The 13,717-nt window shown below is 72.2% G+C and carries 10 protein-coding genes; 2 read left to right on the top strand and 8 right to left on the bottom strand.

Features of this window, described 5'->3' with window-relative positions; all coding sequences use genetic code 11:
• Positions 1 to 8: 8 nt before the first annotated feature.
• The 6 genes from AB0K18_RS19660 to AB0K18_RS19635 all read right to left on the bottom strand — a co-directional run bounded on the left by AB0K18_RS19660 (position 9) and on the right by AB0K18_RS19635 (position 8,814).
• Positions 9 to 701, bottom strand: coding sequence for an ABC transporter ATP-binding protein (locus AB0K18_RS19660; protein WP_345399043.1), 693 nt, complete (start codon positions 699 to 701; stop codon positions 9 to 11).
• Positions 698 to 1,615, bottom strand: coding sequence for an ABC transporter ATP-binding protein (locus AB0K18_RS19655; RefSeq protein ID WP_364915806.1), 918 nt, complete (start codon positions 1,613 to 1,615; stop codon positions 698 to 700). Before AB0K18_RS19655 ends, AB0K18_RS19660 begins: the two co-directional genes overlap by 4 nt.
• Complete coding sequence (locus AB0K18_RS19650) at positions 1,612 to 4,194, bottom strand: FtsX-like permease family protein (protein ID WP_364915803.1); 2,583 nt, start codon at positions 4,192 to 4,194, stop codon at positions 1,612 to 1,614. The genes AB0K18_RS19655 and AB0K18_RS19650 overlap by 4 nt, the downstream gene beginning before the upstream one ends.
• Complete coding sequence (locus AB0K18_RS19645) at positions 4,191 to 7,244, bottom strand: ABC transporter permease (protein ID WP_364915800.1); 3,054 nt, start codon at positions 7,242 to 7,244, stop codon at positions 4,191 to 4,193. Before AB0K18_RS19645 ends, AB0K18_RS19650 begins: the two co-directional genes overlap by 4 nt.
• A gap of 205 nt (positions 7,245 to 7,449) precedes the next feature.
• Complete coding sequence (gene rpsT / locus AB0K18_RS19640; protein ID WP_113700875.1) at positions 7,450 to 7,719, bottom strand: 30S ribosomal protein S20; 270 nt, start codon at positions 7,717 to 7,719, stop codon at positions 7,450 to 7,452.
• Between the two features lie 108 nt (positions 7,720 to 7,827).
• Positions 7,828 to 8,814: a glycoside hydrolase family 18 protein gene (locus AB0K18_RS19635; RefSeq protein ID WP_364915797.1), complete on the bottom strand. Its 987-nt coding sequence runs from the start codon at positions 8,812 to 8,814 to the stop codon at positions 7,828 to 7,830.
• Between the two features lie 56 nt (positions 8,815 to 8,870).
• Here AB0K18_RS19635 and lepA point away from each other — a divergent pair, with 56 nt between their 5' ends.
• Positions 8,871 to 10,700: a translation elongation factor 4 gene (gene lepA, locus AB0K18_RS19630; protein WP_364915794.1), complete on the top strand. Its 1,830-nt coding sequence runs from the start codon at positions 8,871 to 8,873 to the stop codon at positions 10,698 to 10,700.
• A 53-nt stretch (positions 10,701 to 10,753) separates the two neighbouring features.
• Positions 10,754 to 11,245 carry a GNAT family N-acetyltransferase gene (locus AB0K18_RS19625; RefSeq protein WP_364915792.1) on the top strand — a complete coding sequence of 164 codons (492 nt, stop codon included), beginning with the start codon at positions 10,754 to 10,756 and terminating at the stop codon, positions 11,243 to 11,245.
• Between the two features lie 9 nt (positions 11,246 to 11,254).
• On the opposite strand, the gene AB0K18_RS19620 is transcribed toward AB0K18_RS19625, so the two are convergent.
• Positions 11,255 to 12,796, bottom strand: coding sequence for a DUF6297 family protein (locus tag AB0K18_RS19620; RefSeq protein WP_364915790.1), 1,542 nt, complete (start codon positions 12,794 to 12,796; stop codon positions 11,255 to 11,257).
• Between the two features lie 56 nt (positions 12,797 to 12,852).
• Positions 12,853 to 13,476, bottom strand: coding sequence for a heme ABC exporter ATP-binding protein CcmA (gene ccmA / locus AB0K18_RS19615; protein ID WP_364915788.1), 624 nt, complete (start codon positions 13,474 to 13,476; stop codon positions 12,853 to 12,855).
• Positions 13,477 to 13,717 lie beyond the last annotated feature (241 nt).

The following is a 13,717-nucleotide window of genomic DNA, read 5'->3' as shown; positions in this document are numbered from 1 at the left end:
TGGCCGGGTCAGGTCAGGGCGGCCTCGTGGACGACTCCGTCGCTGATCTCCAGCACCCGGTCCGCCACCGTCATCAAGCTCGGATCATGCGTCGCGACCAGCGCCGTGACCCCCTCGCTGCGGACGAGCGCGCGCAGCAGCTCCATGATCTGCCGCCCGGTCTGCGAGTCGAGCTGCCCGGTCGGCTCGTCGGCCACGAGCAGCCGGGGCCGGTTGGCCAGGGCGCGGGCGATGGCGACGCGCTGCCGCTGCCCGCCGGACAGCTCGTACGGCCGCTGGTTGACGTGCTGCTCAAGCCCGACCAGCGCGAGCAGCATGCGGACCCTGGCCTCGCGCTCGGCCGCGGGCGCGCGCATCAGCCGCATCGGCACGCCCACGTTCTCGGCCGCCGACAGGACGGGGATCAGCCCGAACGACTGGAACACGAACCCGACGACGTCGCGCCGCACGGCGAGCAGCTCGTCCTCGGACATGGCGGTGATCTCACGCCCGTCCACGACCACCCGGCCGGCGTCCGGTTTGTCCAGGCCGCCGATCTGGTTGAGCAGCGTGGTCTTGCCGGACCCCGACCGCCCGCGCAGCGCGACGAGCTCGCCGGGGAAGACGGAGAACGACACGTCCCGCAGCGCCACGACCTCCTTGGGCCCGGTCCGGTAGACCTTGCGCAGCCCTTCGACCTCGACCAGGGGCGACTGACTCATTCGGACGGCTCCTCTCGGGCGGGCCACACGCCGATGTGGTCGGATTCGAGTTCGAGGCGCACGCGCCGTTCCATCTCCAGGGCGTTCATGAAGTCGCGCGGGAGCTGGAGGCGTCCGACGCGGTCCAGTACGGCGTACTCCTCGGCGATGATCTGCCCTTCCGCGCCTTCGCGGCGTACGGTCTCGCTGCTGGTGCGCCCGTCGCGGATGCCGACGGTGCGGTCCACCTGCTCGGCCACCAGCGGGTCGTGGGTGACGATGACGACGGTCACGCCCAGCTCCCTGTTGGCGGTGCGCAGCGAGTCGAAGACCTGCTCGGACGTCTCGCTGTCCAGCTCGCCCGTCGGCTCGTCGGCGAGGATGAGCTGCGGCGAGTTGGCCAGGGCGACGGCGATGGCGACGCGCTGCTGCTGCCCGCCGGACATCTCGGGCGGCCGGCGGTCGGCGCAGGAGGCGACGCCGAGCAGGTCGAGCAGCTCGCCGGCGCGTTCGCGGCGGAGCTTGCCGGCCAGCTTCATGGGCAGCTCGACGTTCTCCTTGGCGGTCAGGTACGGCAGCAGGTTCCGCGCGGTCTGCTGCCAGATGAAGCCCACGACGGAACGCCGGTAGCGCAGCCGGTCGCGCGCGGTCATCGACAGCAGGTCCATGCCGGCCACCCTGGCCACGCCCGCGGTCGGCACGTCGAGCCCGGACAGCACGTTGAGCAGCGTGGACTTGCCGGACCCCGAGGCGCCGACGATGGCGACCAGCTCGCCCTTGTCGATGACGAGGTCGAGTCCCTGCAGCGCGACGACCTCGACGCCCTCGGTCTTGTAGATGCGGACGAGGTTGTCGCACACGATGTGCGCGTCCCCGCCGAACGCGGCCTTCTCCTTCGTGGCCTTGGCTTCCAGCTCGGACAGTGTCGGGTTCATGTGAGGTCCCCCACTCGAAGGACGGCGCCGAGACTGCGGCGGCGGCTGATGGCGGTGTGGACGTACGCGCCGAGCACGGCGACGACGGCGAGCCCGGCGGCCAGCGCGCTGGGCAGGACGGGGTCGGGTGAGTAGTCGCCGACGGGCAGGTCACCGGCGTAGGACGACAGGTCGACGCCGGGCCCGAGCGCGGCGGGCAGCGCCAGGCCGAGGCAGAGACCGGCCAGCGCGGTGACGATGATCATGGGCATGATCTCCAGGACGGTGAGCCGCTGCGCCTGCCGGTCGGACAGGCCCAGCGTACGCAGGAAGGAGACCGCCCTGGCGCGGTCGGCCGCGCCGACGATGAGCGTCAGGACGACGGCGAGCAGCGCGTAAGCGGCCAGCGCGGCGGTCACGATGGCCAGCGTCGTGCGTACGGTGCTGGTCAGCGGGTCGTCCTGGATGGCGGCCAGCGTGCCCTCCTGGGAGATGACGGTGGCCGACGGCGCGAGCGCGGCCAGCTCGGCCACGTCCGCGTCGCCCTTGATGAGCAGCGTGTTCACGGCGGGGCGCAGCTGGACGCCGATCGGCACGATGAGGAACTTGCCCTTGGTGAAGAAGCCGGGCACCGACTCGACGACGCCACGGGTGGGCAGCTTGAGCCGGGACTGCCAGCCGAGGTCGAGCGTGCCGCGTCCGCGCAGCTCGGGGGAGACCAGCACGCCTTCCGACAGCGGGGGCACGCTCACGGGCGCGTCGGCCAGGATCGCCCGCCATTGGGCGACGTCCACGGCGAGCGCCTCGGCCCGCTCGGCGCCGTACCCGACCTGGACCTGGCCCCGCTGGGCGAGCACGACCTGCTCGACGCCGGGCACCGCGCGGATCTTGTCGATCGTCTCGGCCGGGATCTCGATCTCGGACGTCACCTTGATCGGCGCGCCGGCCTGCTGCCAGGACGCCAGCCGCTGGGTGCCGGCGATGCCGCCGGTGACGACGGCGGCGAAGACCGACACGGCCAGCGCGGGCAGCAGGATCAGTACCGGCAGGACGGCGGCGGCCCGCGCCCGTGCCGCCCTGGTCAGTCCCAGGAACGGCACCGCGGCCCGCCCGCGCGCGGCCAGCCGGACGATCAGCCGCAGCGGGTACGGGTAGCAGCGCAACGTGACCAGCGCCGCCGCCACGGTCAGCGCGACCGGCACCACCAGCAGGAACGGGTCCTGCCCCGCCGACGCGCTCAGCCCTCTGGCCCGCAGCAGGTACGCCCCCGCCACGGCCAGCACGACGATGAGCACCTCCAGCGTGATCCGCCGGGCGGACGGCCGCGCGGTGGCGACGTCCTCGCGCCGCTCGTGCAAGGGGGTGCGGTGGGCCAGCGCGAGCCGGGCGGCGGCGAAGCCGACGGCCACCAGCACCACGAACACCGGCCCCGCGTGCACGATCGGCAGCACGGGCCCCGGCACCAGGTACGACAGCGCGTACCCCGCGACGGCCCCGGGCACGACGGCGACGGCGGTCAGCCCGGCCGCCGTGCGGGCCACCTGCGCCAGCGACCCGCCACGGGCCCTGGTCAGCGACAGCGTGTGGTCGAGCCGGTCGGCCAGCAGTTGCAGGGCCAGCACGATCACGCCGAGCGCGACCGCCAGCAGCCCGCCGAGCACGAGGGACATCACGGTCTGCGCGGTGGACAGCTCCGCCTGGAACCCGGTGAGCAGGTTGGGCAGCCCCGTCTCCAGCCGGTACGGGCTGACGGGCCCGTTCGACTGGACGTCCACGACCCGGCCGAACTCGGCGACGTCGTTGAGCAGCCCCGGCACGGCCAGCGCGGTCGCCCCCCGGGGGTCGAGCGGCAGCGTCCACCGGTAGGCCAGGTTGCGTCCCTCGCCGCTCAGGACGGCCAGCCCGGCGTCGGACAGCAGGGCGGTGGCGTGCTTCTCGAAGTCGAGGCTGCCCGGCGGCTGCTGCTTCAGCACGTGCAGGAGGTCGTTGTGGTGCGACCAGTAGCGGTCGTCTGGCTGCTTGGCGCGGAAGATGCCGACGATCTTGACGGCGGCGTAGTCGTGCTCGCCGATCACCGTGGTCTTGCCGATGCCGAGGCCCATCTCCCGCTCGGCCTCGTCGACGATCCCGGCCTCGAACACGGGGATCGTCTCGCCCTCGTACCGCATGGTCGAGGGCGCGCCGGGAGCGCGGCCGCGCACCCACTCGACGCGCTGGTCGGCGTCGGACACCCAGCCCACGTTGAGGTAGGACGAGCCGCCGGTGCCCGCGATGGGGGTGAGCGTGGTCTTGGCGCTCGAGTGGCCGGGTCCGCTCACCAGGGGACGCAGCCCGGCGGGCAGGATCTCGTGCCAGAGGCGCTCGCGGGTGTCGAACTGGGCGCGTTCGCGCAGGTCGAGCGCCGGTGACCAGGACCCGACGGTGACCGTCAGGTCGGTCTGCACGCCGGGCGCGCCGGTCAGCGCGCGCTGCAGCGCCTGGTCGTACGCCGATTGCGTGGCCCGCGGCAGCCCGGCGACCAGCAGGCAGGCGCTCAACGTCAGCGCGAAGAGCACGGCCAGCGGGCCCAGGTGCACCCGGGCGAGCAGCCACGTCCTCACTGTTCCTCCCGAAGGCTGAGGCCCTGGCCGCGTACGGTGCGTGCCAGCCCGGCGAGGATCGCGAACAGCACCGCCGTCACCAGCACCAGCATGAGGGTGGTCGCCGCCCAGGGGATGTCGAGCAGCACACCGGGCGTGACGGCCGCGGCCTGCCCGGTGAGCACGATGTGCGGCACCACCAGCTCGCCCACGACGATCGCGAGCCCGGTGCCGGCCAGCAGCGACAGCCCGACGACGAACGCCTGCTCCATGGCCAGCATCCCGAACACCTGCCGCGGGCTCACTCCGAGCGCCCGCAGGATCGCGAACTCGGCCAGCCGCTCACGCGCCGCGACGGCCGCGTTCACGAGGAAGCCGAGCACCGCGAACACCAGCGCCGCGAGGAAGCCCAGCATGAGCGCCCCCTGGAGTCCGCTGGCCAGCGGGTCGTCCTGGAGGGTGGCGGCGAGTGCGCGCTGGTCGAGCACGGTGACGTCCCATTCGGGGTGGCTCTTGAGCGCGGCCGTGGCGGCGCCCGGGTCGTCGGTGCCCAGCCACCATTCGGTGGCGGGCCTCGGTGGCTGGGCCAGGGCCAGCTCGTACGCCTGCATCGTCTCCCAGTCGGCGAGTACGGCCTGCTGCCCGGCCGTGGTGGTCGGCATGCTCTCGACGACGCCCGCGACCTTCACCTGCAGCACCCGGCGGTCGATGCTGACCCGCCCCGACTGCCCGGGGGAGAGCTTGAGGGCGGCGGCCAGGTCGGCGGTCAGCACCACCGGCATCGGCCCCGGCTGCGCTCCATGGACGAACGTCGCGGCGCTGCTGAGCTCGGCCTCCATGGCCAGCGGCGGCGCGGCCACCTGCTGACCGTCGGCGCTCAGCCCGGTCACCTTGAGCGTCGCGCTGCCCGAGGGCGCCCCGGCGATCACGCCGACCAGCGACACCGGGTAGGTGATCTGCCCCTTCCGCCCGGCCAGCGCCCGCAGGTCCACCTCGACCTGGCTGGTGCCCGCCTTGAGGACGCCGAGCGGCACGTCCCGCCAGACGCCGAGCGCGTCGGTGAGCACCAGCCGCGCCGTCACCTCGTCGCTCGCCTCGGCGTTCACGGTGAGCTTGGCGGGCTTCCCCGGCAGCTCGAGCCGGTCCGTACGGCTGCCGGCCAGCGTTCGCGACAGCTCGCTCACCGGCTGCTCCGACAGGTCGGGGCGCAGGTGGAACAGCTCACCCAGCTTGCTCGCGTCGAGCGTGACCAGCATCGCGTTCTCGCCGCCGACGTCCGCCTGCCCGCGAAAGCCGGGCGACGCGGCGCCGATGCCGGGCAGCGTGGTGAACGCGGTGCCGCGGCCGAGCGCCCCCAGCTCGGGACCGTCCGGCGGCCCTGACAGCCGCAGGTCGGCCCCGGCCTGGTGGCGGGCCTGGTCGAGCTGGGACGTACGCCAGGTCGCGGCGGTCGCCAGGGACACGATGCCGATCGCGATGGCCATCGTGAGCAGCAGCGCGGGCCCTGCGTACTTGAGCGGGCGCCTGCTCACCTGCCACGCGCCGAGCGCGGGGGCGAGCGCGGGCCGCCTGGAGGTGATCTTCTCGGCCAGCTTGGACACCCGCGGCACCAGCCGCAGCCCCAGCATGCCGCCGGTGAGCAGGGCCAGCGCGGGCCCGGAGATGATCAGCGGGTCGATGCCCAGGCCGCCGGTGGCCGTCGTGGTCACGGGAGCGCCGTAGCGCTGCAGCTGCCAGATCGCGAGCCCGGCCACGACCAGCAGCGCGAGGTCGGCTCCCGCCCGTTCGATGAGGCCGCGCCCGCCGCCGCGCCCGCGCGCCGCCTGCTCCTCCACGTACGTCCGCCGCGCCCCGGCCAGCGCCGGCGCCATCAGCAGCACGGCCGCGGCCAGCGCCACCCCGAACGACACCAGGAACGTCCCCAGGTCGGCCGACGGCGACAGCCGCACCCCGGCGGCCTCGATCCACGGCAGCCGGTTGATCGCGGCCAGCAGCGGCGGGCCGAGGAACGGCGCGATGACCGCGCACGGCAGGGCCACCAGCAGCGCCTCACCGCCCGCCAGCACCGCCAGCCGCACGGTCCCCGCGCCGCGCGAGCGCAGCAGCGCCACCTCCATGCGGCGGTGGTCGGCCAGCAGCCGCGCGGTCAGCATCAGCGCGTACGCGGCCAGCAACAGCAGCTGCAGCACCGGGATCAGCATGGTGGAGCGGGCCACCAGCGAGGCGGTGTCGAGCTGGGTGAGGATCTCGGGCAGGTGGCTCGCGGCCACGCAGCTGCCGCACCCGGCCGCCTTCAGCCGCTGCTCCAGGCCGGCGACCGCGCCGGCCATCGGGCGCAGCTGCTCGGGGGTGAGCGCGCGCAGATCGGGGACGGCGGTCCAGGTGGCGTTCACGTTGGTGGCGAAGCGGGCGATGAACGTCTCACGGGGCACCATCAGCGGCCCGTACGTGGTGAAGTCGCCGCGCTCGACACCCCGGCTGAGCAGCTGCTCGCCCGCCCAGCGCGCCCCGAAGGGGTCGTCGAGCTGGAACACACCGACCACGCGCACCCGCACGGGGCGGCTGTCGAGCCGGCCCCGCGTGGTGAACTCCTGCCCGACCTTGAACCCGGTCTCCGAGGCCGCCGACAGCGAGATGACCGCCTGCACGGGGTCGTCGCCCGGCTGTGGCCAGGCGCCGCTGACCAGCCGCGCCTGCCGGTCGAGGCCGTCGTAGCTGCCGAAGCGCAGCAGTTCGGGCCGCTGCCTGTCCTCCTGGCCCGGCATGGTGTAGGAGTCGGAGCGGAAGCTGGTGCTCAGCTCGGGCGGGCGGGTGTAGGCGCCGGTCAGCTCGGCGCGCACGGCCTTGTCGAACTCGGGGAACGTCTTGGCCGTGACGGGGGCGCTGACCGTGGCGGCGGTCTGTTCGTAGGAGGCCGTCTCCATCGTCCTGCGGACGCCCGCGTCGGCGATGGAGGAGGCGTACATGGTGAGCGCCACCAGCGTGGTGGTGGCGAGCAGGATCGACCCGAACGCGGCCAGGAGAAGCAGCGGCTCGCTGAGCGCCCTTTTGACGACCAACGGCCCCCGCATGCATCCCCCTTTGTCGTGTTTAGTGCACCTTCGGGGATGGCGCAGGTGGCGGGCAAGGTGATCTCTGCAACGGTGACTCACCCGATACGGCTGTGTGATATCGAAACTGTGACAAAACGGCCCCAGGAACGACAAGAACGCCGCACTCCGGACACGTGGAGTGCGGCGTCGAGAAGCGCCGTAGCCGCTGCCGCGGCGTCGCTGCTTACTTGGCGGCCAGCGCCGCGGCCTGCTTGGCGATCGCGGACTTGCGGTTGGCGGCCTGGTTCTTGTGGATGACGCCCTTGCTCACGGCCTTGTCGAGCTGGCGGGCGGCGACCCGCTGAAGGGCCACGGCCTGCTCGACGTCACCCTGCTCGGCGGCCTCGCGGAACTTGCGGACGGCCGTCTTCAGGGACGACTTGACCGCCTTGTTGCGCAGGCGAGCCTTCTCGTTCTGCTTGTTGCGCTTGATCTGGGACTTGATGTTCGCCACGAAGAAGCCTCGGTGAAAGTCTGAGTGATGGATGGGGCGCGCGGGCTCGAGAGAGGGCGCGCCACACGCAGTAGCCCAGGCTACCAATAACCGAGGCGGCTGCTCAAATCAACGCCATCGTGTCATGTACTCGTGCCAGTCCTCTTCCGTCGCGGCGAAGTCGACATAGAGGGCCAGGCCGAAGCGCTCGCGCTTGCCGTGGTCGGTCAGCGCCAGCCGGGCGCCCTCGGCGGCCATCGCCACGCTCTCGGCTCCGTCCAGCCAGGGTACGCCGTGGTCGTGGTACGCGGGCGCGCCGATGTAGAGGGTCTTGTCCTGCGGCACCAGGTCCAGCGCGAGCCTGGCCTGGCGGGCGACGTGGCCGCCGTACAGGGACTGGAGAGGCGTGAAGGAGTCGTACGTCATGACCGCCACCTGGTCCACCCGGGCGGCGACCTCCTGGAAGTAGCCCTGCGACCAGTACTTGTCGTGGCCCAGCGCGGCTCTGGCGGCCAGGCGCAGGCCCCAGTAGGGCTCCAGTTGCGGGGTCGAGGTCGACAGCAGCCGGGCGTGTCGCCTCGTCTGCTCCAGCAGCTCCAGGAACTCCGTGTCGCCGTCGCCGATGGGCTCGAAGTTGTAGTGGATGCCGTCGAAGCCCTGACTCATGATGGCGGCGACGCCGGCCAGGACGTTCGTGCGGGAGCGGGGGTCGTCGAGGTCGAGGGTGCCGTCCACCTTCTGGCCGAGCCAGGCGGAGACGCGGAGGCCGGGGAGGTGTTTTCGTACCCATTGGACGAAATTTCCGGCGTTGGGGTATTTAGCGGGATCTAATCGGCCGTCCGCCTCGAACGGGCCGGAGTGGACGTACAGGTCCTTGACGCCTGTCGTGCGCAGCCGTACGGCGAGCTGCTCCAGGTCGCGCTCGGTGCGGCGGCCGTCCACCCACGCGTGGCCGAGCCAGAGGGCGTCGTTGCCTGTGCTCTTCGCCCAGGCCGCCGGCGCACCGGTAAACTGGAGGCGGAGCGCTGCGGCGAGCAGGCCGGCCAGCGCGACCAGGACGGCCAAGGCAAGCGCGATCAGGCGCAGGCCGCGGCGGATGACGGTTCGGGCAATCACCCGGGCATGTCACCATGGAAGACTGCTTGACCTCAACCCTGTCGAAACGGACTTCGGTGCGCACTCAGCCTGGCCAGACCGACCCCGCGTTGATCCGCAACTTCTGCATCATCGCGCATATCGACCATGGCAAGTCGACGCTTGCCGACCGGATGCTGCAGATCACCGGCGTGGTCGACGACCGCACCATGCGGGCGCAATATCTCGACAGGATGGACATCGAGCGCGAACGCGGCATCACGATCAAGTCGCAGGCCGTGCGGCTGCCGTGGGACGGCCACGTGCTCAACATGATCGACACGCCAGGCCACGTCGACTTCACCTATGAGGTGTCGCGCTCGCTGCAGGCGTGCGAGGGCGCCATCCTGCTGGTCGACGCCGCCCAGGGCATCGAGGCACAGACCCTGGCCAACCTCTATCTGGCCATGAACGCCGACCTGCACATCATCCCCGTCCTCAACAAGATCGACCTGCCGGCGGCGCAGCCGGAGAAGTTCGCCGAGGAGCTGGCGGGGCTCATCGGGTGCGACCCCTCCGACGTGCTCAAGGTGTCGGGCAAGACCGGCGAGGGCGTACGCGAGCTGCTCGACCACGTGGTCCAGACGGTGCCCGCGCCCGTCGGCCAGGCCGACGAGGCCGCGCGGGCGCTCATCTTCGACTCCGTCTACGACACCTACCGCGGCGTGGTGACGTACGTGCGGGTCATCGACGGTCATCTGAGCAAGCGTGAGCGCATCCTCATGATGTCGACCAGCGCCACCCACGAGACCCTTGAGATCGGCGTCATCTCGCCCGAGCCCAAGCCCGCCGACCTAGGGCTCGGCGTCGGCGAGGTGGGCTACCTCATCACCGGCGTGAAGGACGTCCGTCAGTCGCGGGTCGGCGACACCGTCACCTCGGCCGCCAAGCCGGCGGGCGAGATGCTGGCCGGCTACGAGCACCCCAAGCCCATGGTGTTCTCCGGGCTCTATCCCATCGACGGCGACGAATACCCCGAGCTGCGCGAGGCGCTCGACAAGCTGCAGCTCAACGACGCCGCGCTGGTCTACGAGCCGGAGACGTCGGCGGCGCTCGGGTTCGGCTTCCGCGTCGGGTTCCTCGGGCTGCTGCACATGGAGATCGTGCGCGAGCGGCTGGAGCGCGAGTTCGGGCTGTCGCTCATCTCCACCGCGCCCAACGTCGTCTACCGCGTGGTCATGGAGGACGGCAAGGAGCTGTCGGTCACCAACCCGTCCGAGTTCCCCTCCGGCGGCAAGATCGCGCAGGTCTTCGAGCCGGTCACGAAGTCCACGATCCTCGCGCCCGCCGAGTTCATCGGCGCGATCATGGAGATCTGCCAGGGGCGGCGCGGCCAGCTCCTCGGCATGGACTACCTGTCGGAAGACCGCGTCGAGATCCGCTACACGCTGCCGCTCGGCGAGATCATCTTCGACTTCTTCGACCAGCTCAAGTCGCGCACCCGCGGCTACGCCTCGCTCGACTACGAGCCCGCCGGTGAGCAGGAGGCCGAGCTGGTCAAGGTCGACATCCTGCTGCAGGGCGAGGCGGTCGACGCCTTCAGCGCGATCGTCCACAAGGACAAGGCGTACGCCTACGGCGTCGACATGGCCAAGAAGCTCCGCGAGCTGATCCCGCGGCAGCAGTTCGAGGTGCCGATCCAGGCCGCCATCGGGGCCAGGGTCATCGCCCGCGAGAACATCCGTGCCATCCGCAAGGACGTCCTCGCCAAGTGCTACGGCGGTGACATCTCCCGTAAGCGGAAGCTGCTGGAGAAGCAGAAGGAAGGCAAGAAGCGGATGAAGATGGTCGGCCGGGTCGAGGTGCCCCAGGAGGCCTTCGTCGCCGCGCTGTCCACCGACTCCGGCGGCGAGAAGGCCAAGAAGTAGGGGTTCGCCGGGACTCGTGCCGTCCCTGTGCCCCGGCGAAATACCCTGATGGCATGGAAATGGTGCAGACGGCTCGTATGGTCCTGTCTCGGGTGACGGTTGACGATCTGGATGCCGTACACGAGATTCATTCCGACCCGCGCACCAGCGTCTACCATCCCAGCGGACCCGTCACCGACATCGAGTCCAGCCGGGCCATGCTCGGCCTGTGGCTCGACGACTGGGACGAACGCGGCCTCGGCTACTGGGCCGCGCGGCCGCTCGGCGACTCCCACGTGCTGGGCTTCGGCGGGCTGCGGCACGCGATCGTGGACGGGCAGCACGTGCTCAACCTCTACTACCGGTTCCGGCCCTCCGCATGGGGGCACGGCTATGCGCTGGAGCTCGCCCGGGCGGCCCTTGACGTGGGGAAGTCGGTGGGGACGGTGGTCGCGGTCATCCGCGACATCAACGAGCCGTCGCGGAAGGTGGCGGAACGGGTCGGCATGCGGCGGGATCGCACGATTCCGTACGGGGGCGTGCCGAGCGACCTGTACGTGGCCTGAACCGCCCCTTTATCGTGCTCTGCTGCGCCAGACGTATCCCGCCAGCACCACCGCGCTCCAGACGGCTTGAGCCGCCAGGTAGGGAGCCGTGGCGACGCCCGGGGTGGTGAGGGCGATCAGGGCGGGCAGCGAGCCGATCAACGCCAGGTCGGGCCCGGTGGCCGCCCACTTCAGGAGACCGGTGGGAATCGGGCCGCCAGGGGTCTCGATGACCGGCATCGAGTGGTCGACCGGCGCGCGCCTGGCCATGCGGAGCGCCGCCGCCGCCAGAGCGGGCGCGACCGCCGGCCCCAGGGGCGCCACGTCGCTCAGCGGCAGGTCCGCGGCGCCGCTCAAGACGAGGGCCAGGGACGTCCACGTGCCGCTCAGCAGGGCGGGCAGCACCGCGCGGGCCGCCAGCGTGGGGCGGTGCGCGGTTCCGATGAGCCTGGCCAGGGCCGGGTTGTCGGCGTCGCGGCGGGCACCCGAGGTGGCCGTCACGGCCACGGCCAGCCCGCCCGCCAGGACCGCGATCGTGAGCGCCGCCGGGGGAGCGCCCGCCTGACCGAGGACCGCAGGCAGCACCGACGTCCCCGCGATCGTCGCCAGCCACCCCGGCCTGCGGGCCAGGCGCCGCCAGTCCTGCCAGGCGGGCGCGAGCGGCCCGGACAGCCGCGGCCAGCGACGGGAGCCGAGTCTCCTCGCGCGCCAGTGGTTGTCCTCGACGATCCAGGTGAGCGCGCTGGTGTCCAGCGACGCGGTGGCGCTCGCCACGTGCCCGGCTCGGGTGGAGGCGGTCGTGAGCGTACGGGTGGGGATGCGGTCCAGCGAACGCCAGGCGTGCCGGACCAGCAGCCCCGCCGTCACGACCGCCCCGGCTGCCGTGGCGGCCAGGATTGACGACGGAGCATGCGCCGCCACGGTCAGCACCGTACGCAACTGGTTCGTCACCGCCACCGCCGCCAGCACCAGCAGCGCGACGATCGCCACGGTCAGCCAGAGCTGCCACGGCTGCCCCGCTCGACCCGCCCGCCCCGCATGCGCTGCCTGACCCGCCTGCCCCGCATACGCTGCCTGACCCGCCTGCCCGAGTACCGCCAGCGCCATCCCGCCCACGGTCGTCGCCACGCCGAGCACGAGCGCGGCGAGCACCCGCCACACGAGCTGATCCGGCGCACCCAGCACCGCCAGCAGGCCCACCCCGAGCAGCAGGCCCGCCACCAGCACCACCACGCCCAGCGTCCTGGCCGGACGGGCCAGCAGGTCCCGGCGGTTGAGCGGGGAGCGCAGCAGCCAGGAGGCGTCAGGCCCGTTCAGCACCACGGGGCCCGCCGTCCGCGCACCCGCCAGGAAGCCGGCCAGGGCGAGCGAGAGCAGCGCCGCGCCCGCTCCCATCCTGCCTGGATCGACCGGGCCCGCCAGCCCCGCGAACACCCCGGCCAGCGGATGCCCGAGCACCATGACGGCCATGAGCAGGCAGAACCCGGTGACGTACCGGTCGAGGAGGCTGGCGGGGGCGGGGCCACGGGAGCGCAGGTACGCGCGAACGGCCCGTACGCCGGACTCGGTCATCGGTCGATCCTCTACGCCGGACTCGGTCATCGGTCGATCCTCGGAGGAGAGGCCGGTCATGCGGGGACGCCTGACGGAAGGACGCGGCGGCCGTGGCCGGCGAGGTCCTGGTCGTGGGTGGCCAGGACGACGGTGCCGCCCTCGGCGGCGTACTCGTCGAGCAGATCGCCCAGGGCGGACCGGAACTCGACGTCGAGCCCGCGTTCCGGCTCGTCGAGGAGCAGCAGTTCGCTCGGCCTGAGCAGGGCGGCGGCGAGGGCGAGGCGCTGGCGCTGACCGGTCGAGAGATTCAACGGAGCCGCGTCCGCCCGCTCCACCAGCGCGAACATCTCCAGCGCCGCGTCCACGGTCATCCGCGCGGCACTGTGCACGGCGCCCATCAGCTCCAGGTGCTCGCGGGTGGTGAGCCCGGGATACCAGGCGGGCTCATCGCCCAGCAGCGCGACCCGGCCCCAGAACCGGGCGTCGTCCACCGGCGCGGCGCCGAACACGCGTACCCCACCGGCGGTGGCGGGCTGCAGCCCGGCCAGGCAGCGCAGCAGCGTGGACTTCCCGGAGCCGTTGGGCCCCACCACGGCCACGATCTCACCCGGAGCCACGGTGAACGTCAGGTCGCGGAGCACCGGGTTGCCACCGAGCTCAACCGAGAGGGAATCGACGCAGATGACGGGGGCTGACACGGTTCGAGGCTAGCTGATCAGCAGTACAACCGCGCGGCCGGTCCTATCCGCCGTTTTTTGGCCGGCGAAGGGCCAGCCGCCACCACCCACAGCCGGCGAGGGGCCGGCCGCCACCACCCACAGCCGGCGAGGGGCCAGCCGCCACCACCCACAGCCGGCGAGGGGCCGGCCGCCACCACCCACAGCCGGCGAAGGGCCTCCGCCGGCACCCGCCGGCGCACCCGGAGGTTCGTCAAGCAGC

Source organism: Nonomuraea sp. NPDC049421 (genome assembly GCF_040677005.1).
Classification (GTDB): domain Bacteria; phylum Actinomycetota; class Actinomycetes; order Streptosporangiales; family Streptosporangiaceae; genus Nonomuraea; species Nonomuraea salmonea.
The sequence above is the reverse complement of the archived record's forward strand: the minus strand, read 5'-3'. Positions and strand labels throughout refer to the sequence as shown.